The following is a 22,505-nucleotide window of genomic DNA, read 5'->3' as shown; positions in this document are numbered from 1 at the left end:
AGGGAAGGCCGGGATGCTCCCGCTGTACCTATATGCTCGTGTGCGTTCTCTTTTGCGCACTTTGCACACGAGACCGCGGGTGCAGCCAGCACCCGGTCTTCCCTGCGCCCTCTGAACAAGAGGGCGGGAAGTTGATAGCAAACCTCGGGCGCCATGCGTCGCGAGATCGCGAACTCACATTCAGTTGTCATCGTCCGCGAAGGAAGACGATCCAGTATTCCAGAGAAGGTAGTGATTGAACCGATAAGCCGCGGCGTACTGGATCCCCCGCTTCGTGGGGGGACAACAGCATGTGGTGCTTCGGCACTCGCTGTCATTGCGAGTGAAGCGAAGCAATCCATCTATCCCCGCGTTGAGGCATGGATTGCTTCGCTGCGCTCGCAATTACGGAATGGGCCGCTGCGTATCAATGCCCCTGCAATGCGAAGAGCACGGCAACAGCTATGCAATTTCGCCGCCTAAAAGCCCCCGGAACCTCACGCCTTGAGGGGCGTTATCTTGGTGGCGGGCATCATGTTTGCCGCAATTGAGCGTGAAAACCCTGGGGCTGGGGCGTTCCGGGGTGTTTTTTCATTGGCTAAATCCGATGGATGTGAAAGCGATACGGCAGGGGGCGGCAGTGGCTGAAAGCGCGTCCATTGCGTCGCTGCAGCCGGACAATGCTCGTATCGTCGAGACCAGCATACCGGCGCGGCTCGATTGCCTGCGCTGGGGAGGCTTTCACACCCGCGTCGTGGCAGCGCTCGGCATCACCTGGATTCTGGACGGGTTGGAGGTCACGCTTGCAGGTGCATTATCGGGCGCCCTGAAGGAGAGCCCGACACTGCAATTTTCGAATTTCGATGTCGGCCTCGCCAACAGCGCCTATCTCGCCGGCGCCGTGCTCGGCGCCCTCGGCTTCGGCTGGCTGACGGACCGGATCGGGCGCAAGAAACTGTTCTTCATCACGCTCGCGCTTTACCTCACGGCGACCGCGGCGACGGCGCTGTCATGGAACGTGGCGAGTTACGCGCTGTTTCGGTTCCTGACCGGGGCCGGCATAGGCGGCGAATATACCGCGATCAATTCGACGATCCAGGAACTTGTGCCGGCGCGCTACCGCGGCTGGACCGACCTCGTGATCAACGGCAGCTTTTGGATTGGGGCAGCGATCGGCGCGATCGCTGCCATCGTGCTGCTCGATCCCAACGTGCTCGCGCCTGACCTCGGCTGGCGGCTGGCCTACTTCATCGGCGCCGCGCTCGGCCTGATTGTCTTCGTGATGCGGATGTGGATTCCGGAAAGCCCACGCTGGCTAATGATCCATGGCCGTCCCGAGGAGGCGCACGCGATTGTCGACGACATCGAGAGATTGTCGACGAGACATCCGGATCATCAGGCCGATGAAATATTCCCGAAGATCAGGCTGAGGATGCGCAGCCACACGCCGCTTGGTGAGGTGGCGCGAACGTTGTTCACGACCTATCGGCAGCGTTCGGTGGTTGGACTGGTGCTGATGGCCTCGCAGGCGTTCTTCTACAACGCCATCTTCTTCACCTTCGCGCTGGTGCTCACCGACTTCTTCGGCATCCCGTCGAACGATGTCGGCTGGTACATCCTGCCCTTTGCGGCAGGCAATTTCCTCGGGCCGCTGTTGCTCGGCCGGCTGTTCGATACGCTCGGCCGCCGCGCGATGATCGCGGCGACCTATGGCATCTCCGGCCTGTTGCTCGCGGTGTCGGGCTATCTGTTCTCGATCGGCGCCCTCAGCGCACAGACCCAGACGATCGCCTGGATGGTGATCTTCTTCTTTGCCTCGCCGGCGGCGAGCGCAGCGTATCTGACCGTCAGCGAGACGTTTCCGCTGGAGGTACGGGCGCTCGCGATTGCGCTGTTCTATGCGATCGGAACGGGAATTGGCGGCGTGGTAGGGCCTGCCCTGTTCGGCGCGCTGATCGACACGGGATCGCGCAACAGCGTCTTCGCCGGCTACCTGCTCGGGTCGGCATTGATGATCGTGGCTGCCGTCGTCGCGTGGCGGTACGCCATTGCCGCCGAGCGCAAATCGCTCGAATCTGTCGCACGGCCGCTCGCATGTGTGGAGTAGGATGAGATGAACGAGGATCTGTTGGAAATGCCATTGGAAGAAGATATCATCCGCGAAGACGACGCCGCGCCGGAAACCGTTCCGGTGCCGCGTTCGCTGGTACCGCACCTAAGCGAGTCCGCCATTCTGCTCGATATTGACGGCACGCTGCTCGACCTGATGCCGACGCCGCGCGAAGTCTGGGTGCCGCCGGGACTGGCGAAAACCATGAATCGCCTGCTGGTTCGCACCAATGGCGCGCTGGCGCTGGTCAGCGGCCGCTCTCTCAACGATATCGATCTGATTTTCGCGCCCGATCTATTCCCGGCAGTCGGTGGCCACGGGGCCGAGATGCGGATCGAAACCGACAGCGAGGCAGTAGCCGCGCACGCGCCGCCGATGGACAAGGAATTGAAGCGCCGGCTGGCGGCGATCGCGAAACTGAGCCCGGGAATATTGCTGGAGGACAAGGGCTATTCGCTGGCGCTGCACTATCGCCTCGCGCCGCACGCCGAGAAGGCGATCTATGCCGCGGTATCGCTGATCAGGGCCGATCTTCCCAACGCGCCGATCGAAGTGTTGCCCGGCAAATGCGTCTGCGAGATCAAGCATTCCGGCTTCACCAAGGCGAGCGGCGTGCGCGAGTTGATGACGCGCGAACCTTTCAAGGGACGCCGTCCGTTCTTCATCGGCGACGACGTCACCGACGAGAGCGTCTTTGCGATCATGCCCGACCTCGATGGCCTGGCCTTCTCCGTCGGCCGCCGCGCGAAGGGCGTGGCCGGGCACTTCGATGCGCCGAGCGACGTGCGTGAATTCCTCGCTCACCTGCTTGACGACGAAAGGGACGCATCGCTGCCATAATATTTTTCGTCTCGTCGAGTTTCGAACATAGATTCTCGCGCTTGACGCCCAAGTTCGCGGCAAATTTTATTTTTCGTGAGTTCCGGTGAGTTCCGGCACGCCACAGCCCGAATTTGGTTTCAATTCGTTGAAAGGGTGATCAGGAACCATATTGATGAATGGTTGTTAATGCGGGCGTGCCAACAGGAGGGGACCTGTGAACCTCGTCGTCGTCTCAAACCGCGTTTCGCGCGGACAGCCCAATGAACCCATGACGGGGGGACTCGCGGCGGCGTTGTTGCCGATCGTCGAGAAATCGGGCGCTATCTGGGTCGGTTCCAGCGGACGAGTCCGCGACGGGAACCAGAAGGAACCATTTGCCGAGATCGAGGCGCTCGGCGCTGGTGCACTTGCGATGCTGGATTTGCCGGCCGCGCATTATGGCGGTTATTACGAAGGTTTTGCGAATTCCGCGTTGTGGCCGGCGCTGCATTCGCGCGCCGACCTGATCCGCGCCTCGCAGGAGGACTATCTCAGTTATCGCGAAGTGAACGCCTTCATGGCGCGCGCGCTGTTGCGATTCCGAAAAGCCGATTCCGCGTTCTGGATTCAGGACTACCATTTCCTCGCGCTCGGCGCCGAACTGCGTGATCTCGGCCTGACCGAGCCGATCGGCTTCTTTCTGCATACGCCGTGGCCGGCCCGTTCGGTGATCGGCGGCGTGCCGCACCATCGCGAGCTGGTCGAGGCGATGCTGGCCTACGACCTCATCGGTTTCCAGACCGAGGAAGACTGCGAGAACTTCCTGTCTTACGCGCAGTCCGATCTTGGCCTCGTCGTGCATGACAGCGTCATCATTTCGCGCTACGGCCGCACGCGCGCCGCGGTATTTCCGATCGGCATCGATCCCCAGCAATTCGCGCAACTGGCGATGAAGGCGTCGACTCATCCGGATGTCTCGCGGCTGCGGCGCAGCCTTAATGGCGAGAAGCTTGCGATCGGGGTTGACCGGCTGGATTATTCCAAGGGCCTGATCAACCGCATCAAGGCGTTCGACCGGATGTGGACCTTGCATCCGTCGCTGGCGCGCACGGTGTCGTTGCTGCAAATCGCAACGCCGTCGCGCGGCGCGATCGAGGCCTACGGCAACCTGCAGGGCGAGGTCGCAAGGTTGGTCAGCGACGTCAACGGCGTTCATGGTGAAGTCGATTGGACGCCGATCCGCTATCTCAACAAGGGCTACGGCCAGGCCGTGCTCGCCGGCCTCTATCGCACCGCGCAGGTCGGCGTGGTGACGCCGCTGCAGGACGGAATGAATCTCGTCGCCAAGGAATATGTCGCCGCGCAGAACCCGGTCGACCCCGGCGTGCTCGTGCTGTCGAAATTCGCCGGCGCCGCCAACGAGCTCGACACCGCGCTGTTGGTCAATCCGCACGACATCGACGGCATGGCGCGCACCATCGCGATCGCGCTGTCGATGCCGCTCACCGAACGGCGGATGCGCTGGGAAGCGATGATGGCGAAGCTGCGCGGCCATACCATCCAGCAATGGTTCGCCGACTTCACCGATGCGCTGCGCGAAAGCCAGCTCGACCGCAGCGAAATGGCGCCTGTGATGGCGGAACCCGCGCTATGGCCGCTTCGTTCCGCTGGCAATAACAACGCGCGATATCATTAGAGGCTCGGAGCAATTCGCCCAGGCCATCCCTCATCCTGAGGAGCCGCAAGTACTTGCCTCAATAGCAATACGACACGCCATCCAGCACCGGGCAGCGCGCCTTGTTCGGCGCGCTCGGATTTTCCATCGGCACCATGCCGTTGCCCTTGCCTGAGCCGGCGAACACGCCGGGGCCGATGACGACGGACGATTTGTTGCCGATGATGACGCTCGGATGTGGCGAGGCCAGCCTCGATCGCGAGCCGTCGGCCCACACGATGGCGTCGCCCGCGAAGATGCCGCGTCGGCCGTCATCGCAGCTCACGTCCACGCCCTGACGCGTGCAGGCCTGCGCCATCGCCGGGCCCGCCGCGGCGCCCGCAAATGCCGATGTCAGGATAGCGAACAGAAGCGCCCGCGGGATGATCATGCCGTCCTCGACCGATTGAATTGCCACCATGGTCGTCGATCGTGGTCGGATTCCGGTTCAAGCGCCCGGAAAGCCCCGATCATCCGAGCCAAATTGCCAAATAAATTCAAGGGATTGTGGAAATTTTAGCGGCCCTGCCCGGCTTCCCTTGCAAAATCAGTGCTGCCCCTTCAAGAGAGGGCCTCCGGAGAGATGGCCGAGTGGCTTAAGGCGCACGCTTGGAAAGCGTGTGTGCGGGAAACCGTACCGTGGGTTCGAATCCCACTCTCTCCGCCAGCCGCTCATCGCTTGCGCTTCGGCGCGGCGTGCCCGCGACCGGAGCGCACGCGAAGGCCACGCCATAGCTGCGCAGCAACGGCGGGCGGGTCGGACTCTCGCTGCTCTACCCCGCCTGTTGAATGGCCGCGTCATACGCCTCGATCGTTGCCTTGGCGCGAACAGCCACTTCCGCCGCCATCATGCCGGGCTTGTAGAGGCTGCTGCCGAGGCCGAACGCCAGAATGCCGGCCCGCGTGTAATCCACGAAGTTTTTGTCGGAGACGCCACCCACGGCGGCGATCATCAGGTCTGCGGGAAGCACGGCGCGAATGGCGGTGATCCCCGCCGCGCCGAGTACGTTCGCGGGGAAGAATTTGAGGCTCGAGGCGCCCGCCTTGGCGGCAAGCAGCGCTTCCGTCGGGCTAAAGACGCCGGGCATCGTGACCATGCCGCGTGCCCGGGCGCCGGCGATGATTTCGGGATCGACATTGGGGGTCACGAGAAGCCGGCCGCCAACATCATGGAGCCGCTCGACAGCTTCCAGCGTCAAGACCGTGCCTGCCCCAACCAGGATTCCGGCAGGGGCTTTTTTGACGGCGATCTCGATGGAGCGAAATGGCTCCGGCGAGTTGAGCGGGATTTCGATCGCCGTCATGCCGCTGTCGATCAGCACGCTGACGATATCCTCCGCCTCCTCGGGCCTCACGCCGCGCAGGATCGCGACCAGCGGACGCTTCATCGGGGGAAATGGGACAACACTCATTCAGCTGATCCTTCATACGTTCCAAATCGAGTGAGCGGCGATCGCGAGGCCGCGGCGGACCGCATCCTCGGCACCGATTGATCGGACAGGAACGGAAACCGTGTCAAATGCCAATTGGTAGAGCATCTGGAGCCGTCCTGAGGCCGCCAGCGTGATGCCCGCCTTAGGAGCTTCGTCGGCGAGCCCCGCCGCCAATTCGAGACCGATCAGCGTGCCCGATATTTTTTCGCGGGCCGAGGACGGCGTGCCGCCGTAGAGGAGCTGGCCCGATCGCACCTGAAACAGCAGATTGGCGGCAAACGCAGGCGTCTCGAACGCGGCCATGACCGCCGACTTGAATGCATCGATGTCTTCGGCCTCGTCGGCGCCCGCCACAGCGTGGGACAGAATCGTTTCGCGCGACACGACATCGAACAGCTCGCCCGTCATGAACGTGGCGAAGCGCTCGATGGTCCCGCCACTCGCCCTGACCCATTTCGAATGCGTGCCGGGCATGCAGACGAGCGCGCCGTCAATCGCATCCACGCCCAAGGCGCCGAGCAATTGTGTTTCCTCGCCCCGCATGACATCCGGCGCTTCAGGGTCTCGTTGTGCTATTCCCGGGAGGATGCGGATGTCACGATCCTGTCCGGGCACCGCGACGGCCTGCTTCAGGATCGATGCGAGCCGCGCCGGCGTGTCGACATACCCGGCTTCAACCCAGCCCTGCCGGGCGCCGGCCATGCCGCAAATGACAACGGGCAGTCCATCCGCGGCGCCGATGGCTTCCAGATGCGAGTGCAGCACGGTTGCGAAGCCAAGCTTGCCTGCCGCCATCATGCCTTCACGGCTGCGCCGTTCCTCCAGGACGTTGCCGGCCCGGTCGACGAGCCAAAGCCGAAAACTGCTCGTCCCCCAATCGACCGCGACATATGCAGCCTGGCTCATGTCAAGTTCGTCCCGATGCTATCTGCGCCTTGAGGACATGGTACCACGCCGATCTGCCGGCGAGCTACGTTCGCTTTCCATTTGATTTGCGGAAGCGCAATCAGCATGATCCGAGGTCATGCGCTGCCCGTCGTTTGCCGCGGCTCGGCTCGCCAACGGGTGCACGTCCGCGACAACGCGGCAGGCGACAAAAAGAAAGACTTGGGAGGACGCCCTCGTGATCAATTTTCCGCTCAGAAGCGCGATTGCGGGCCTTGGCGTCCTGATTGCGGCGCTCTCGCCGCAGGCGCACGCGCAATCAACCGCCAAGACGGTGACGCTGGTGGTGCCCTTTGCGGCCGGCGGCGGCACCGACACCGTCGCTCGTCTGATCGGCGAGCGGATGTCGCGCACGCTCGGCCAGACCGTCATCATCGAGAACGTGGTGGGCGGCGGCAGCACCCTGGCCAATGATCGCGTGGCCCGATCGGCGCCTGACGGCTCGACAATTCTGATCAATCACGTCGCGCTGCTCGCGGCGCCCAGCCTGTTCGTCAACTTGCGGTACGATACCAAGAGCGCATTTGAGCCGGTCGGGCTCGTCAACAACGCGCCGATGGTCCTGATCGGCCGCAAGTCGATGCCCGGCGCGGGACCGAAGGATTATGTGGAGTGGATCAAGTCGCAGGGCAACAAGGCGAACTTCGCGCATGGTGGTCTCGGGACCAACAGTCATTTGTGCGCTGTGATGATGGGCAATGTGCTCGGCTTCAAACCGACGGTTGTGGCCTATCGCGGATCAGCGCCGGCGATCTCCGATCTCCTGGCGGGGCAGATCGATCTTTTGTGGGATCAGGTGACCAACGCGCTGCCGCAGATTCAGGCCGGAACGCTGCACGGCATCGCCATTACCTCGCCGCAACGGCTCCAACAGTTGAAGGACGTGCCGACCACCGCCGAGCTTGGCATGCCCGAAGTCAGCTACTCGATGTGGCATGGACTCTACGTCGCGAAGGGCACGCCCAAGGAAACCGTGAATGCGCTGAATTCGGCGCTTCGCGCGGCTCTGTCGGAGCCTGAGCTTGTGGAGAAGCTCAAGCAACTCGGAACACTGCCGTTTCCGAAAAACGAGCTGTCGCCCGAGGCGCACGCGCGCCTGTTCGCCAGCGACCTGACGCGGGTGGCAAAGCTCGTTGAAAGCTCGGGAATCAAGGCGAGCGAAGCGAAGTAGGGGTCTCGTGCGGCGGGCCCGCTGCGCTGAACCGGCCGCAGCTCCGTCACACGATCAGATCGTGCGGCGCTTGGATAATGACAGCGTTACCCGGCTGATCCCAAACAAAACTGTCGGACGAGTGATGCCATTGTGCAGACATATCGATCGTTTGGGCTGCCCCTGAAATCGCTAACGGTCCACTGGTTCCTGCAGTGTTTTCAGGGGAACTGATCGAGGCCGGGATGTCCTCTGTGAGATCGATGGCATCCGAAGTTCGGGCGTCTGACATATTGTCCTTGAAGTGGAACGCGTCGTTGGCGCCGTTGATGGTGATCGTCACCACCTGTGCGGTGCCGTCGATGGTGGTCACCGTGAAGGTGTCGGTCAGCCCGTCGCAGTCGTTGAGCGCCTGCACTTCGCAATTGGCGTTGTCGAGCTTGTAGGTCCAGACGCCATCCGTCGTCATCGTGAAGGTGCCATACCCCGCATCGCTCGCCATCGGCGAGCACACTGCGGTGAAGGTATTTGGCGTGTTGTCAACGTCGGTATCGGTGAGCGTGCCGGTAGCGATCGGCTTACCGTATGTGCAAGCGCCAGCTTCAGTTACCGAGCCGGTCGTGGCGCCACAAACGACGGCGGCGTCGTTGGCGCCGTTGATGGTGATCGTCACCACCTGCGGGGTGCCGTCGATGGAGGTCACCGTAAAGCAGTCGGTCAGCTTGTCGCAGACATTGAGTGCCTGCACCGTGCAGTTGGTGTTATCGAGGGTGTAGGTCCAGACGCCATCCGTCGTCATGGTGAAGGTGCCATAGCCGCCCGTGCTCGCCTTTGGCGAATCGACCGCCGTAAAGGTGTTGGGAGTGTTGTCGACGTCAGTGTCGGTGAGCGTGCCGGTCGCGGTTGGTTTACAAGATACAGAATTGGCGACCCCGCCAGCCTCGATGACCGAGCCTTGCTTGGTTCCGCAAATGATGGCGGCGTCGTTGGTGCCATTGATGGTTACCGTCACCAGCTGCGCGGTGCCGTCCAGGGAGGTCACCTTGAAAGAGTCGGTCAGCGTGTCTCCGACATTAAGCGCCTGTACCGCGCAGTTGCTGTCGTCGAGCTTGTAGGTCCACGCGCCGTCCGGCGTCATCGTGAAGGTGCCATAGCCGGCGTCGCTGGTCGTCGGGCAATTGACCGCCGTAAAACCGGGCGCGTTGTCGACGTCGGTAGCGGTGAGCGTGCCGGTCGCGGTCGCCGGGTCGCACTTGGTGCCACCGTCCTCGGTCACGGAGCCGGTCGTGGTGCCGGCGATGACTGCCGCGTCGTTGGTGCCGTTGATGATGAGCGTCACTACCTGTGGGGTGCCATCGATGGTGGTCACCGTGAAGGAGTCGGTCAACTCGTCGCCGACATTGAGCGCCTGCACCGCGCTGTTGGAATCATTGATCGTGTAGGTCCATACGCCGGCCGCCGTCATCGTGAAGGTGCCAAAGCCGCGCGCGCTCTCGGTCGGTGTGCTAACCGCCGCAAAGGTATTGGGCGCGTCATCGACGTCGGTGCTGGTGAGCGTGCCGCTGGCGCTCGGCGTGCCGAGCGTGGTATTGGCGACGCCGCTCGCCTCGATCACCGTGGCATTGGTGGCGCCGGAGATGATGGCCGCGTCGTTGGTGCCGTTGATGGCGATCGTGAAGGTTTGGTCGGCCGAGAGCGTGCCGTCGGATACGGTGATGGTGAAGTCAGCGGTCGTGGGCGCCGTCAGCGCGTTGATGGCGCCACTATCCGGAACGAACGTATAGGCGCCGGTCGTGCTATCGACGTAAAGCGTGCCGTAGGCACCAGCCTTTGATACATCGTAGGTTACGCCATCGATGACGGTGTTGACCGCGGTTCCCCCGTTGATGCCGAAGGTCAGTGTCGCGCCGCTGTTGGGGCTGCTGGCAAGGAAAGTCCCGCTTGTCGCGGTGAAGACATCAAAGATGGTGGTGTCGATTTCGGTCGGCCCAATCACCGCATTCAGCGTCGGTGGTATCGGCTGCGGAGGCGGCAGTTGTCCGATAATCATCTCCGGGGCTGATGCGAGGATCACCGCGGACGAAGCAGGCAAATCTTGCTCTGGGGTAGAATCATCAATCTGAATGAAATTGATCGGTTGCACCGGCAGTCGCTCAAGGGGAGGAGGCGTGCCCGAACCCGTCGACCCCAGTCCCTTCTCGTACGTGGCGAGCGCGTCCTGCTGGGCCGCCTGCAATTCGGCCATCCGCGCAGCAGAGTTCGTGCTCTGATTCACGCTGATCGTGGACCCTTGCGAACGGAGGATGATGGTCTGTCCCGGATCCTCAACGAGGATGTGTCGAGGGGTCACCTCCTTGGTGACCAGCTCGAATGCCCCATGTTCGAGGTCCTTGTATGTGATGTTGCCGTCGTCCAGGATCGTGACATCAGGATCGGCGGCCTTAGCCTCCTTCACAAGCGAGAAGGTGAGTGCTGTGAGCCACAGCAGGCCGAACCTGCCGGCACGAGCCCGGCTTCGAGAATCGGTAGCCGCGTCTTGAGCGGAAGCGCAGGACGCAAGCCCAAGTAGGCCGGAGCCGGCCCGCGGTCTGAACGTTGCCGATGAAAGGAAGCGGGGCCGCAGCGGCCTTAACTTCGTCCCGGTTTCGGCATGGGACCGGACGAGCATGGCTCCACCCCGTCTACCACTGACTTCGTGCAATTTCCTGGTCTGGCTATGGCCAGCCCGTGAGACAAAAATATCTTGTAGCTGCCAGCCAGGGGGCGAGCCGCTGAAATCTCCTGATTCAACTTAGCTCAATCCATGGGCGTTGGGCTTTAGGCTCAAAAGGAGTAATCCTTTTGAGCGGACGGCGGATGATGCCTTCCCCCCGACATCAGGTTTAATGTCGTCTTGACCGACGGTTCAAACAGCCCGCTAGCGGTCTCTCGGGCAAGATCTTCTCAGGAAGGGGGGATCATGTGCACGAATGCTATTGCCGCATTGGTGACAGGCTTTGTTCTGGCGACAGCCGGGCTTTTCGCCGGGCCGGCTCACGCACAACGCGATATCGCCAAACCCGCCGTTCAGGATCTCGCGTTAAAACCGATTGGAAAAGTTGTTGTTGCCACGGGTTCGGTCACAATCGAACGTGCGAGTGCGGTGGTCATCCAGGCGAGTACTACAGATCAAGCTGGTCAGGCGAAGGTCGGTGATCTCGTCTATCAGGGCGATGTCGTTGCGACCGGCGCCGACGGCCGGGTCGGTATCAACTTCACTGACGGCACGTCCTTCAACCTATCGAACAACGCGCGCATGGCATTGAACGAGTTCGTGTACGATCCAAATGGTCTATCCAACTCGACCTTGTTCAGCCTAACCAAGGGAACCTTCACCTTTGTCGCGGGCAAAGTCGCGAAGAGCGGCGATATGAAAGTCGACACGCCGGTCGCGACCATGGGCGTTCGAGGCACGACGCCACGCGTCGAAATCTCGGATGACGGGACAGTCAAATTTTCCACTCTCATTGAAGAAGGCAAAAGCAGGGTCACGCGAAAGCTGGCCGCACCAGCGGCACAGCAACCGGACCCAAAGCCTTATCCAAAATCAAATCTGAACATCTGTCGGGGATGCTAGGCCCATTCGCGTTGTGAGGAACCTGTCAGCCCACGAGGTCCGGGAGTTCAAATCGCTCCCTATTCGCCAGCGCCAGGATCGGAGAGCCTGATATGAAATGCAGTGCGAGCGGGCGCGTCATTCAGGGCCTTGCGCCTGCTTTCGCCTTGCTGCTGCTGCTGGGTTCGCTGGCTGCCGCGGAGAATCCCCAGAAGAGCGACTATCTCGAGAACATAGCGTTGTGCAACGGCTCGGATGGCACGTCGTTCGCAGTCAGGATCAATGGTTGCACGGCGTTCATCGATTCCGGTCAGGGTACGGCGACGGCGCTTGCGATTGCCTACAACAATCGTGGCAACGCCCATACGGCAATGGGAGACATTGATCGCGCCCTCCTGGATTTCGATCAATCGATCAAGCTCGATCCAACTTACGCAAAGCCCTTCAACAACCGCGGCGCGGCTTACTTGAGGAAAGGCGAATACGACCTCGCTCTCAAAGCTCTGGACGACGCGATCAAGCTCAACCCGAACTACGCCAGGGCATTTGTCAACCGGGCCGGAGTCTACCTGAAAAAGAACGAGTACGATCGCGCCGCGCGAGACTACGACGAGGCAATTCGCCTTGAGCCCAATCTGGAAGCCGCGTGGAGCGGACGCTGCTGGACCCGGGCCATCCTCGGCTCGTTGCAAGCGGCGCTTGAGGACTGCAATAAAGTGCTTCAGTCGTGGCCGAACGACGCCGCCACGTACGACTCGCGTGGACTGATTCATCTAAAGATGGAGCAAGCTGGCGCGGCGATCGAGGATTTCAGCACCGCGCTGCGCTTCGATCCGAAGCTGGCGAGTGCGTTCTATGGGCGCGGGCTTGCCAGGCTTGCGAGCGGGGACAAGGCCGGCGGCGATGCCGATATCTCCGCGGCAAAGACAATTCAGGCTGGCATCGATAACGACTTCGTGCGTTATGGCGTGCGCGGCAGCAACTGATCAGCGAGCTTGGGCTGCCAGTAGCCTTCACTTTCGCCGGCGCGGCAAGCCCGCCATGAGATGAAAAATGCGGGTGCCGCGCCCAGCGCTGCCAACTCAGTCCAGCTTCACGTTCGCCTCGGTCACGACCTTTCGCCAGCGCTCGACTTCCGCGGACACCATTTTCGTGAACGCAGGACCCGCGACGTCAGGGACATCGGAGCCGTTGCGCTCCCAGGCCTCCTTGATGGCTGATGTCTGCATGGCCTTCTGCAACTCCTTGGCCATCTGTTCGACAATCGCAGGCGGCGTGTTCTTCGGCGCAAACAGGCCGTACCAGGTCGACACTTCATATCCCGCCAGGCCCGCTTCCGCGGCGGTCGGAAGATCGGGAAACGCCGGCACGCGTTTCGGCGCGGCGACGGCCAGCGCCCGCAACTGTCCGGCCCTCACAGGCGCTGCCGACGAGCCGAGCCCGTCGAAGACAACGGGCACATGGCCGGCGATGAGATCCTGCATCGCGGGGCCGGCCCCACGGTAGGGGACGTGCTGAATGTTGGTCTTGGTCAGAATCTTGAACAGTTCGCCAGCGAGATGATGCGTGGTGCCGGCGCCGGCGGAGCCATAGTTCAATTTGCCTGGATTGGCCTTGGCGTAGGCGATGAACTCGGCCAGCGTCTTGGCGGCGACCTTGTCCGGATTGACGACCACGACCTGCGGCGGCCGCGCGATCAGCGCCACCGCGATGAAATCCTTCTCGATATTGTAGTCGAGGTTGGGATAGAGCGAGGGGGCGATGGTGTGATGCGCCGCGCCCATGAAGAAGGTGTAGCCGTCGGGCGCGGCCTTCGACGCAGCGGAAGCGCCAACGGTGCCGCCGGCGCCGGCACGGTTTTCGATCAGCACGCGCTTGCCCAATTGCGCATCGAGCTGGGCCGCCAATGGGCGGGCAAAGGCATCGGTGCCGCCGCCGGCCGCGAACGGCACGATGAAGGTGATTGGCTTCTCCGGCCACGACTGGGCTTGGGCCCGACCGGCCGCGGCGGATACGACCGCCAGAAATGTAAGCAGGGCGCACCGAACAATTCTCGGCTTCACGACATTTTCCTCCGGCAAATTTGCAATTGGCGCCCGCCATCGGCGGCGCGATTGTTTTTTGCTGCCCTGTTCCGGGGATAACCCGGAATGGGCAGGGCGAGGGGCCTACCGTATGCAATATGCCATGCATGATCCATTAAAATGAGCCGCCGGAGGTGGGCCGGCACCGGGGCGTTTAGTCGCTCCCAAAGGGCGGCAGGCCGTCGGTTTGGTACGGCTGCGCCGAGGGATATTCCCGAGGTTACGCTCCTATCGCTCGCCTGGCAGGGCCGAAACCCCGGGACGAAGCAGAAGCGCCATCAGCAGCACGGGTAAGAGCGGGGCGATCCTGCCGACTGGAAACAACAAAGGCGGACTCAGCATCGGCACCAGCCAGATCATGAACGCGAGCGTCCAGCACCACAGCGGCAGCGGAGCCTCTCGTGCCATCAACCAGAACGCTGTCGCTATCACCAGTAGCGTCGCGTCATAGGGTCCGGAATGCGGAGCGGCGAGGACGGTAGCCGCCAGAAAAACCGCCGTCTTTTCCCGCGTCCCCAAACGCGACCGGAAAGCGATGACGACAGATACCGCCGCGCCGAGCGTGGCGAGCAATTGAATTAGCGACGCCAGTCGCTCCGGCGCGCCCAGCAGAACCGCGCAGGTGTAGACACTGTGGCCCCACATGCGGCCGTACTCGGTCCACTTCGGGTTCGGGCTAACGAGGTTTTCAAGGATGACCGGAAACCAGCGCAGCCACAGGTCCCATCCGAAAATCAATCCGCTCGCGATCATCATGGCCAGCGCGGACAGGCCTGCAGTTAGGAGCGCGCGCCACTGCCCGGCCGCGACGAGCGCGATCGGGACCAGGATGCAGAATTGGGGCTTGAACGTCAGCAGCCCTAGCACCAATCCGGCGAGATAGGGACGCTGTTCGAGAAGCCCAAAGCCGCCGACGATCAGGGCTGCGACCAGAAAGACGGCCTGCCCATCGATCGCATTGATAGCCGACGCGGGACAAGCCAGCGCGACCATGAGCAAAGCCCTTGATGACAGGGAGGTTCCTGCACTCGCTCTCAGCGCGACCACCATCAGGGCGCCGGTCACGATCTGAAACGCCACATAGGAGCCGAAGAATCCCAGTGGCGCGAACGGCAGCAGGATCAGCAGAAAGCCCGGCGGATAAGCCCACGGCCGGAACTCCAGCGGCGAGGAGAGCCAGCCTGCAAACGTCGTGTTGAGGAAGTCGGTGAAGCGATCGCCGTCAAAGATCAGCGGAGCATTGCCGTCGAGCACCGAGCGGATCGCGCCGTAGAAAACCATCCAGTCGGTGCCAAGCGTGTTGTAGTCGAGCCCGATCTTGCCCGGATACGGGATGGTTGTGAAGAGATTGAGCCAGACGTAGAACGACATTGCCAGGCCGGGGATCAGCACCACGGGTGGCGGACGCAACGCGGCCCTCTGCTCGAAGTTGCCTCCGCCGTGCGCCAAGTCCATGCGTTGTCCCGCTAAGCGATGAGCCGCCTTGCTACGGGCGGATGCGAATGAGCCTCGATCTTACGAGGATCGAGACGATGCGCCGAATGATGACGCAAAGATCTTAACGAAAGTGAGCTTCAGGCCGTTGCTGCCGCATCGGATGTGAACCCGATGGCGAGAGCTTCCGCGAAAGAATTTTCGGCTTACCGCGCCTGTCCAAATGGACTCTGGTTGCAAAGAGCAATATTCTCGCCCTGGGAATGTGGGGATGCTTATGACATGCCGGGTTGCTGCGGTCGTAGCTTTGCTATGGTCGATTTTTGCCAATTCGAATGCGGATGCGCGCGGACCCTATGGTTCGATCAGCATCGGCAATTGGCAGGGCGGGGCCTACACCAACGACCAAAGCGGATCCTTCTCGCACTGTGCGGCGGGCGCCCGCTACGCCAGTGGCATCTATTTTCTCGTGATGATCGATCATGGCGGCGGGTGGAGCCTCGGCTTCATGCACGAACAATGGAGCCTGACGACTGGGCAGGCCTTTCCACTAACCCTGACATTCGACGGTCAGCAACCGTTCAACGTTCATGGCGTTCCGATCGCCGACAAGCTGGTTCGCGTGCCGATGCCGAGCAATTCCTCGCTGATCAGCCAGTTCCGGCGGGCCAAGGCCATGACCGCCTACACGCAGGGTCAGCTCTTCCAGTTCAACCTCGACCAGACCGGGCAGCTATTGCCGGTATTGGCGAATTGCGTCGCCAAGATCAGGCAATCGGGATTGGCCAGTGCGGGCGATTTTTCGGTCCTGCCCACCGCCAAGGCGGTCGCCGCAGCGGCGACACCGGACTCGGCGCCGGCCAAGCCCGACAAGCTGTTCGACCAGACCGGCACCGGCTTTCTGGTGAGCACGAACGGACACCTCGTGACCAATGCGCATGTCGTGCAGGGATGCGTCGGCGATATTTTGGGCAATCTGTCCGGCGAGGCGCCCGCCAAATTGCGCCTGGTGTCGAGCGACGAGACCAATGATCTCGCGCTGCTGCAGGCGACGGGTTCGTTCAAGGACATCGCCACAATCAGGGACAAGGCGATCCCGTCCGGCGACAGCGTGGTCGCGATCGGCTATCCCTTTCATGGACTGCTGACATCAGATTTCACGGTAACGACTGGGATCGTGAGCTCGCTCAGCGGCATCCTGAACGACACGCGCTTTCTGCAGATCAGTGCTGCCGTTCAACCCGGCAATAGCGGCGGGCCGCTATTGGCCGCGAGCGGCGACGTGGTCGGCGTAGTCGCGGCAAAACTGAATGCCATCAAATTCGTAAGGGCTACGGGCAACATTCCCGAGAACATCAATTTCGCCATCAAAACCGGTGCGCTGCGCGATTTTCTCGATAACAGTGTGGTGCCGTATCAGATCTCCGACGCCAAGGCCGAATTGAAGACGGCCGAAATCGCCCGCAATGCGAGGGCGTTTACATTTTTGATTTCGTGCAAGGCCAAGGCGAAGGAGAAAGAGACCGCAAAGAATTAGATGCCTCGCCGCCGTTTTGGCCCGCCAGTCGTCGGGATCCTGCGATCGGGCGCCTGACGGCGCTCGGCCGCGAACCGAGTGCTACGCCGATATGACGATCCGGCAGATCGAGAACCGGTGCTGGACCTACCGGAAAGCCCAGCCGCTTTCGCCCACTCAAGGCTTACCGCGAATTGCCGCTGCGGCCATGCGCCGTCTGGGCGTTCCAGGCGCTCCAGCTCACGCTGGCAAGGCTTCGCTGGTCGGTCGCCAGCGGCCGCCGGGTCTGCCGCTCATAGGCGGCGATGATGTGCTGCGACTGCCGGATTTTCTGCTCGAGCTCGGCAATCGTCTTCTGGGTCTTGCCGGTCCTGCTCGACTGAGCGGACTCGCCCACCATGAACCTGGAGGTCTCGATATTCTTCAAGGTCTCGCGAAGCTTTTTGAGCTGGGCGCGGTGCCACGCAATGGCGCTGTCACTGTCTACCGGCATGCAAACCCTCCTGATTCGTGGCCGAATCTAGCACGCATGGAGCAAGTTGGGCCAAGGGGAGCGCCAGCGGGGCATTTGGGCCCACCGATTTCGCACGGCGGAAGGCGGCCGCTTCCCGATTTCGACCCCTTTTTGCCATCGAAGCGACCGCGGGCGAGCCTTCTAACAACAAACTTGCATGGCGATCTGTGGTCAGCGCGGTCCCTCTTATCCTTATCGTCCTGGCGGCTGAATGCCGGCCTAGAGCAATGGAGCGTGCGATGAGCGAAGTTGAGTTCGATCGAATTGTCGATGCCGTGCGGAAGGAAATTGCGCTGGCACCGGCGGGGAATTCATTGACGGGGTTGCAGAATCCGGAGGGGCGAGCGAAGGCGGCCGGCGACAAGCCAGCGTCCCGGCGCCAGGCCTCCTTCGCCAGGATTCGCCGCGTCGGCGAGGGCCGGAAGCGATACAGGTGAAGCGATACGGGGTGACCTAATGGAGCGATCAGTGTTCGAAGTCGTGAAGGCGCCACTGGGCTGGTCGGTGTTTGCCGACAACATCAAGATCGGCGGCGTCTATGATTCGCGGGGCGCCGCGCTCGAGGCCGCCGTACTGGCCGCTTCCTATACCGTCAGCGACGGTGGCGGCGTTCAGATCAACGTGCCCGGCGCTGCGGAAGAAAAGCCGAGATGGGCTGTCGCGTTTGAAATCGCGTCAGCCATCCTGCCGACGAAGAGCGGGCGCGAGCGAGGCGGGTCGTCACGGTAAAGCCCGTATGAAGGCAATCGCTCGACTTTGACGAACGGCCTGCACGCCTTAAGAGGAATTTCAAGCCAGCCTGAACTTGTCTGCGCAGTCGCGAGCCATGCGTGGATCGACGCTGGCCGCCGTCGGTTTTCCGCCGGCGGCCTTTCATTTCACATCGTCGAACGGCGACACCGCAGGGCTGCCGACACGCATCCGCTTGATGCGGCGCACCGCCATCGGCGCGCCGTCGGACTCGTATTGCAATTCGTATTTCTTGCCGTTCCGGTCCACGGCGGTGCAGGAGATGGAGGAAAGCTCAAGCGTCACGAAGTTTCCGACCTGCTTGCAGAGGCCGGCGGTCGATTCGATTGCCGGCACCGGCAGACCGTCGGCCTTCGGCCTGTCCTTGGTTTTCAGCAGCATCCGGTCGATCGGCAATTCGTACAGATTGGCCTCCGGCCTGCGCCCATTGTCGCCGGAGAAGGTGATGATGTGGCTGTCGTCACCGGGGTCGTCGAGGGCGATGGTAAAATTGGCGCGGCCCTCCTCGGTTTGGAAGAAGGCAACCGCCCTACAGGCGAAGTCCCGGCCCGCCACCTTCAACGTGCTGCACTTGCCCGACATCATTGCAAAGATGACGGTGTCCGGCTCCTGCCGGACAAGCTCTTCCGAGGCAAAGGACGGCGTTGCAGTGAAAATAATGGCAAGGGCGAAAACCTGCCGGCAAAGCTTCATGATCATGTTCGGTTGATAGGACATGGCGCGCTGTGTGACCATAGTCTCGCAAGGTTCCCCAAAAGAACATCGGCGGAAGATAGCCTTGTTTTGCAGTGCCGCATGCCATCAGAAATCGAGCGGCGCGTTGTCGACTACCTCCTTCATGACGAAGAAGGTCCGGGTCTGGCGGACACCCGGCAGCGCGATTAATTGTTCGCCGTGGATGCGGTTGAAATCCTCCATGTCGCCGACGCGGATCTTGAGGAAATAGTCGAAATCACCCGCCACCAGATGGCAATCCAGCACGAATTTGAGTTGCGCGATCGCCCGCTCGAAGGCCGCAAAGCTTTCCGGCGTGGAGCGGTCGAGCACGACACCGACCATGACAAGCGCACCCTTGCCGACTTTTCGTGGCGCCACCATGGCCCTGACCCCTGCTATGAACCCCTCGTCGAACAGGCGCTGGGTGCGGCGGTGACAGGTTGCGGCACTGACACCGGCCATTTCGGCCAGCTCGGCATTGGTCAGCCGGCCGCCATTCTGCAGCAAGCGCAATATCTTAAGGTCGATACGATCGAGTCTGCCGGGCATGAGAGATTCTTCCGGATTTGGGCCAGATGGCGGTTGATCATGCAAGATAACTTCGGAATATCGCAACAAGAACACTACTAACGTGGCCGATTTTGAGAACACCTTTCCAGAGCTCGGTGATAGGCATTCCCCGAATCAGACCATCAACGGGGATGACCATGCTGGAGAAATTCGAACGCTATCCGCTCACCTTCGGACCCACCCACATCGAGAAGCTGGAGCGGCTGTCGCAGCATCTCGGCGGCAAGGTCGAGCTTTACGCTAAGCGGGAAGACTGCAATTCCGGCCTTGCATTCGGCGGTAACAAGCTGCGCAAGCTCGAATACATCGTGCCCGACGCGATCGCGTCCAATGCGGACACGCTGGTCTCGATCGGCGGCGTGCAGTCCAACCACACCCGCATGGTTGCGGCGGTTGCGGCCAAGATCGGCATGAAGTGCCGCCTGGTGCAGGAAAGCTGGGTGCCGCATGAGGACGCGGTCTACGATCGCGTCGGCAACATCCTGCTCAGCCGCGTCATGGGCGCGGACGTGCAGCTGGTGGATGAAGGTTTCGACATCGGCATCCGCCAGAGCTGGGAGGAGGCGATCGCGGATGTGAAGGCCAAGGGCGGCAAGCCCTATGCGATTCCGGCTGGCGCTTCCGTGCACAAATATGGTGGCCTCGGCTATGTCGGCTTTGCCGAAGAGGTGCGGGCGCAGGAGAAGGAGCTCGGCTTTGCTTTCGACTACATCGTGGTCTGCACGGTCACCGGCTCGACCCATGCCGGCATGCTGGTCGGATTTGCCAAGGACGGCCGCGCGCGCAAGGTGATCGGCATCGACGCGTCATTCACCCCGGCCCAGACCAAGGCCCAGGTGCTCGAGATCGCCCGCAACACCGCAAATCTCGTCGAGCTGGGCAAGGGGATCGTCGAGGACGATGTGGTCCTGATCGAGGACTACGCCTATCCGGCTTACGGCGTTCCGTCGGAAGAGACCAAGGAGGCGATCCGGCTTTGCGCGCGTCTCGAAGGCATGATTACCGATCCCGTCTACGAGGGAAAATCCATGCAGGGCATGATCGATCTCGTGAGCAAGGGTTACTTCCCGAAGGAATCGAAGGTGCTCTACGCCCATCTCGGCGGCGCGCCCGCCATTAATGGCTACGCTTATACCTTCCGCAACGGATGAGGTGGGCGATCAGACTTACGCGTCGGCTGCCCGCAGTACTGCGAGCAACTCATCGCCGTAATGTTCGAGCTTCTTGTCGCCGATGCCGGGGATATTGCGGAGCTCGTCGAGCGTCATCGGCCGTGCGGCGGCGATGCCGTCGATGGTGGAATCGTGCAGCACGACATAGGCTGGCACACCTCGCTGGCGCGCGATCTCCGAGCGCCATGCGCGAAGCGCGGCCTGCAGGCCGGCATCGGCGGCCTTGGTCTCGGCGCGCGGCGCCAGATCGCCGCGCCGTGATTTAACGCGGCTGGCGCGGATGCGCGTGCCGGCCGCCGCCTCGCGCAGCATCACCTCGGTCTCGCCTTTCAGAACGCCGCGCGCGCTCTCCGTCAGCTTGAGCGCACCGAATGCTTCGCTGTCGGCCTGAAGATGGCCCATCGCGACCAATTGCCGGATCACCGCGCGCCACTGCTTTTCGTTCAGTTCACCGCCGATGCCGAACACGGACAGCTTGTCGTGGCCGAACTGCGTGACCTTCTCGGTCATGCGGCCGACCAACACGTCGATCAGGTGCATCGCGCCAAAACGCTGTCCGGTGCGGTAGGCGGCGGACAAAAGTTTTTGCGCGGCGACCTTGCCGTCGCGAAGCTGCGGCGGCGACAGGCAGTTGTCGCAATTGCCGCAATTGGTGCCGGTGACTTCCTCGCCGAAATAGCCGAGCAGGCGGCTGCGCCGGCAGCCCGCGGTTTCCGCTAGCGCCACCAGCGCGTCGAGCTTGCCGATCGAGACGCGCTTGAACGTATCGGATCCGGTGGATTCGTCGATCATGCGGCGCTGTTGCACGATGTCGGTCAGGCCGTAGGCCATCCAGGCGCTGGACGGCTTGCCGTCGCGCCCGGCGCGGCCCGTCTCCTGGTAATAGGCCTCGATGCTCTTCGGCAGGTCGAGATGCGCCACGAAGCGCACGTCGGGCTTGTCGATCCCCATGCCGAAGGCGACGGTGGCGACGATGACGACACCATCCTCGTTGATGAAGCGATCCTGGCTGCGGGCGCGGACGCTGGGATCGAGCCCGGCGTGATAGGGCAGCGCCGGGATGCCGGCCTTGCTCAGTGCTTCAGCGGTATCCTCGACCTTGGCGCGCGACAGGCAGTAGACGATGCCAGCGTCGCCCGCGTGCCGTTCGCTGATGAAGGCCTTGAGCTGGGCGGGCGCGTTCTGCTTCTCGACGATCTCGTAGCGGATGTTCGGGCGGTCGAAACTCGAGATGAAGCTCGGCGCGCCGGTAAGCCCCAGCCGCGTCACGATCTCCCTCCGCGTCATCTCGTCGGCGGTTGCCGTCAGCGCAATGCGCGGCACGTCGGCAAAGCGTTCCACGATCGCGGACAGGCCGATATATTCGGGACGGAAATCGTGTCCCCATTGCGAGACGCAATGCGCCTCGTCGATCGCAAACAGCGCGATATTGGCTTGTCCGAGCAGGGCAAGGCAGCGCGGCGTCAACAATCGCTCCGGCGCGACATAGAGCAGGTCGAGATCGCCGGCGAGCAGCCGCCGTTCGACTTCCGAAGCCTCGTCGAATGACAGCGTGGAGTTCAACACGGCCGCGTTGATGCCGGCCTCCAGAAGTCCCGCGACCTGGTCGCGCATCAACGCGATCAACGGCGACACCACGATGCCGCAGCCCTCGCGCAGCAGCGACGGCAACTGATAGCACAGCGACTTGCCGCCGCCGGTCGGCATCAGCACCAGGCAGTTGCCGCCGTCGGTCACGTGCCGGATGATTTCCTCCTGCGCGCCGCGGAAGCCGGGCAGGCCGAACACGGAATTCAGGACGGACAGCGCGTCGGGAGCATTGCCGGGTTCAGGGCGCCGGGCTGCAGGTGCAGGCATGGGGGTGAGGTCGTCCGGTTAAAGGCGTGTGGCGCCAGCCTTTTGGGGGCAGGCACCGCGGAATGAGCGGATCCAATAGGCCAAAAACATGGTGGCAAGTCTATGCCTGATTTCGATGTTCCCGCGGCGTGTTCGGGAAAGGCAGCAAGGAGGTCAACTGCCGG

At 62.2% G+C, this 22,505-nt stretch carries 19 protein-coding genes and 1 tRNA gene; 10 read left to right on the top strand and 10 right to left on the bottom strand.

Features of this window, described 5'->3' with window-relative positions:
- Positions 1-586: 586 nt before the first annotated feature.
- From HCN58_RS32365 to HCN58_RS32355, 3 genes are all read left to right on the top strand, one after another.
- A complete protein-coding gene (locus HCN58_RS32365; RefSeq protein ID WP_171583400.1) occupies positions 587-2,086 on the top strand; it encodes an MFS transporter in 1,500 nt (499 codons plus the stop codon).
- A 6-nt stretch (positions 2,087-2,092) separates the two neighbouring features.
- Positions 2,093-2,929, top strand: coding sequence for a trehalose-phosphatase (gene otsB, locus HCN58_RS32360; protein WP_171583399.1), 837 nt, complete (start codon positions 2,093-2,095; stop codon positions 2,927-2,929).
- A gap of 196 nt (positions 2,930-3,125) precedes the next feature.
- Positions 3,126-4,586, top strand: coding sequence for a trehalose-6-phosphate synthase (locus HCN58_RS32355; protein ID WP_171583398.1), 1,461 nt, complete (start codon positions 3,126-3,128; stop codon positions 4,584-4,586).
- Between the two features lie 58 nt (positions 4,587-4,644).
- Here the strand turns inward: HCN58_RS32355 and HCN58_RS32350 are convergent, their stop codons facing one another.
- Positions 4,645-4,995, bottom strand: coding sequence for a hypothetical protein (locus HCN58_RS32350; RefSeq protein ID WP_171583429.1), 351 nt, complete (start codon positions 4,993-4,995; stop codon positions 4,645-4,647).
- Positions 4,996-5,181: 186 nt separating this feature from the next.
- Between HCN58_RS32350 and HCN58_RS32345 the strand changes: the two genes are divergently transcribed.
- Positions 5,182-5,271: transfer RNA gene (locus HCN58_RS32345), tRNA-Ser, on the top strand.
- Positions 5,272-5,377: 106 nt separating this feature from the next.
- Here the strand turns inward: HCN58_RS32345 and HCN58_RS32340 are convergent.
- Both HCN58_RS32340 and HCN58_RS32335 read right to left on the bottom strand, forming a co-directional pair.
- A complete protein-coding gene (locus HCN58_RS32340) occupies positions 5,378-6,016 on the bottom strand; it encodes a 2-dehydro-3-deoxy-6-phosphogalactonate aldolase (protein WP_171583397.1) in 639 nt (212 codons plus the stop codon).
- Positions 6,017-6,028: 12 nt separating this feature from the next.
- Positions 6,029-6,943, bottom strand: coding sequence for a 2-dehydro-3-deoxygalactonokinase (locus tag HCN58_RS32335; protein ID WP_171583396.1), 915 nt, complete (start codon positions 6,941-6,943; stop codon positions 6,029-6,031).
- Between the two features lie 217 nt (positions 6,944-7,160).
- Between HCN58_RS32335 and HCN58_RS32330 the strand changes: the two genes are divergently transcribed.
- Positions 7,161-8,153 (top strand): Bug family tripartite tricarboxylate transporter substrate binding protein, encoded by a 993-nt coding sequence (locus tag HCN58_RS32330; RefSeq protein WP_171583395.1) that lies wholly within the window; start codon positions 7,161-7,163, stop codon positions 8,151-8,153.
- A gap of 46 nt (positions 8,154-8,199) precedes the next feature.
- Here the strand turns inward: HCN58_RS32330 and HCN58_RS32325 are convergent, their stop codons facing one another.
- Entirely contained in the window at positions 8,200-10,800 is a 2,601-nt protein-coding gene (locus tag HCN58_RS32325; protein WP_171583394.1) for a VCBS domain-containing protein, read from the bottom strand.
- A gap of 291 nt (positions 10,801-11,091) precedes the next feature.
- Between HCN58_RS32325 and HCN58_RS32320 the strand changes: the two genes are divergently transcribed.
- Both HCN58_RS32320 and HCN58_RS32315 read left to right on the top strand, forming a co-directional pair.
- Positions 11,092-11,748: a FecR family protein gene (locus tag HCN58_RS32320; RefSeq protein ID WP_171583393.1), complete on the top strand. Its 657-nt coding sequence runs from the start codon at positions 11,092-11,094 to the stop codon at positions 11,746-11,748.
- Positions 11,749-11,894: 146 nt separating this feature from the next.
- Positions 11,895-12,713: a tetratricopeptide repeat protein gene (locus HCN58_RS32315; protein WP_311966926.1), complete on the top strand. Its 819-nt coding sequence runs from the start codon at positions 11,895-11,897 to the stop codon at positions 12,711-12,713.
- A gap of 96 nt (positions 12,714-12,809) precedes the next feature.
- Here the strand turns inward: HCN58_RS32315 and HCN58_RS32310 are convergent, their stop codons facing one another.
- Positions 12,810-13,790 carry a Bug family tripartite tricarboxylate transporter substrate binding protein gene (locus HCN58_RS32310; RefSeq protein ID WP_171583391.1) on the bottom strand — a complete coding sequence of 327 codons (981 nt, stop codon included), beginning with the start codon at positions 13,788-13,790 and terminating at the stop codon, positions 12,810-12,812.
- A 249-nt stretch (positions 13,791-14,039) separates the two neighbouring features.
- Positions 14,040-15,266 (bottom strand): glycosyltransferase family 87 protein, encoded by a 1,227-nt coding sequence (locus HCN58_RS32305; protein ID WP_171583390.1) that lies wholly within the window; start codon positions 15,264-15,266, stop codon positions 14,040-14,042.
- A gap of 250 nt (positions 15,267-15,516) precedes the next feature.
- On the opposite strand from HCN58_RS32305, the gene HCN58_RS32300 reads away from it, so the two are divergent.
- Positions 15,517-16,782, top strand: a complete 1,266-nt coding sequence (locus HCN58_RS32300; protein ID WP_311966925.1) for a S1C family serine protease — start codon at positions 15,517-15,519, stop codon at positions 16,780-16,782.
- 163 nt (positions 16,783-16,945) lie between these two features.
- Here HCN58_RS32300 and HCN58_RS32295 read toward each other — a convergent pair whose 3' ends face one another.
- Positions 16,946-17,254, bottom strand: coding sequence for a hypothetical protein (locus HCN58_RS32295; protein WP_171583389.1), 309 nt, complete (start codon positions 17,252-17,254; stop codon positions 16,946-16,948).
- 489 nt (positions 17,255-17,743) lie between these two features.
- Here HCN58_RS32295 and HCN58_RS32290 point away from each other — a divergent pair, with 489 nt between their 5' ends.
- Positions 17,744-18,004 carry a hypothetical protein gene (locus tag HCN58_RS32290; protein WP_171583388.1) on the top strand — a complete coding sequence of 87 codons (261 nt, stop codon included), beginning with the start codon at positions 17,744-17,746 and terminating at the stop codon, positions 18,002-18,004.
- Between the two features lie 144 nt (positions 18,005-18,148).
- Here HCN58_RS32290 and HCN58_RS32285 read toward each other — a convergent pair whose 3' ends face one another.
- Positions 18,149-18,742 carry a hypothetical protein gene (locus HCN58_RS32285; protein ID WP_235984083.1) on the bottom strand — a complete coding sequence of 198 codons (594 nt, stop codon included), beginning with the start codon at positions 18,740-18,742 and terminating at the stop codon, positions 18,149-18,151.
- 84 nt (positions 18,743-18,826) lie between these two features.
- Positions 18,827-19,291 carry an Lrp/AsnC family transcriptional regulator gene (locus HCN58_RS32280; RefSeq protein WP_171583387.1) on the bottom strand — a complete coding sequence of 155 codons (465 nt, stop codon included), beginning with the start codon at positions 19,289-19,291 and terminating at the stop codon, positions 18,827-18,829.
- Positions 19,292-19,449: 158 nt separating this feature from the next.
- On the opposite strand from HCN58_RS32280, the gene HCN58_RS32275 reads away from it, so the two are divergent.
- Positions 19,450-20,463, top strand: coding sequence for a 1-aminocyclopropane-1-carboxylate deaminase (locus HCN58_RS32275; protein WP_171583386.1), 1,014 nt, complete (start codon positions 19,450-19,452; stop codon positions 20,461-20,463).
- A gap of 15 nt (positions 20,464-20,478) precedes the next feature.
- On the opposite strand, the gene recQ is transcribed toward HCN58_RS32275, so the two are convergent.
- Positions 20,479-22,341: a DNA helicase RecQ gene (gene recQ / locus HCN58_RS32270; protein ID WP_171583385.1), complete on the bottom strand. Its 1,863-nt coding sequence runs from the start codon at positions 22,339-22,341 to the stop codon at positions 20,479-20,481.
- Between the last annotated feature and the right edge of the window lie 164 nt (positions 22,342-22,505).

The organism is Bradyrhizobium australiense (assembly GCF_013114825.1).
Classification (GTDB): Bacteria; Pseudomonadota; Alphaproteobacteria; order Rhizobiales; family Xanthobacteraceae; genus Bradyrhizobium; species Bradyrhizobium australiense.
The sequence above is the reverse complement of the archived record's forward strand: the minus strand, read 5'-3'. Positions and strand labels throughout refer to the sequence as shown.

Coding starts and splice junctions, on each gene's coding strand:
- HCN58_RS32365 (WP_171583400.1), top strand. CDS start 587: ATGGATGTGAAAGCGATACGGCAGGGGGCGGCAGTGGCTGAAAGCGCG.
- otsB (WP_171583399.1), top strand. CDS start 2,093: ATGAACGAGGATCTGTTGGAAATGCCATTGGAAGAAGATATCATCCGC.
- HCN58_RS32350 (WP_171583429.1), bottom strand. CDS start 4,995: ATGATCATCCCGCGGGCGCTTCTGTTCGCTATCCTGACATCGGCATTT.
- HCN58_RS32340 (WP_171583397.1), bottom strand. CDS start 6,016: ATGAGTGTTGTCCCATTTCCCCCGATGAAGCGTCCGCTGGTCGCGATC.
- HCN58_RS32335 (WP_171583396.1), bottom strand. CDS start 6,943: ATGAGCCAGGCTGCATATGTCGCGGTCGATTGGGGGACGAGCAGTTTT.
- HCN58_RS32325 (WP_171583394.1), bottom strand. CDS start 10,800: ATGCTCGTCCGGTCCCATGCCGAAACCGGGACGAAGTTAAGGCCGCTG.
- HCN58_RS32320 (WP_171583393.1), top strand. CDS start 11,092: ATGTGCACGAATGCTATTGCCGCATTGGTGACAGGCTTTGTTCTGGCG.
- HCN58_RS32305 (WP_171583390.1), bottom strand. CDS start 15,266: ATGGACTTGGCGCACGGCGGAGGCAACTTCGAGCAGAGGGCCGCGTTG.
- HCN58_RS32300 (WP_311966925.1), top strand. CDS start 15,517: ATGCTTATGACATGCCGGGTTGCTGCGGTCGTAGCTTTGCTATGGTCG.
- HCN58_RS32295 (WP_171583389.1), bottom strand. CDS start 17,254: ATGCCGGTAGACAGTGACAGCGCCATTGCGTGGCACCGCGCCCAGCTC.
- HCN58_RS32285 (WP_235984083.1), bottom strand. CDS start 18,742: ATGTCCTATCAACCGAACATGATCATGAAGCTTTGCCGGCAGGTTTTC.
- HCN58_RS32280 (WP_171583387.1), bottom strand. CDS start 19,291: ATGCCCGGCAGACTCGATCGTATCGACCTTAAGATATTGCGCTTGCTG.
- HCN58_RS32275 (WP_171583386.1), top strand. CDS start 19,450: ATGCTGGAGAAATTCGAACGCTATCCGCTCACCTTCGGACCCACCCAC.
- recQ (WP_171583385.1), bottom strand. CDS start 22,341: ATGCCTGCACCTGCAGCCCGGCGCCCTGAACCCGGCAATGCTCCCGAC.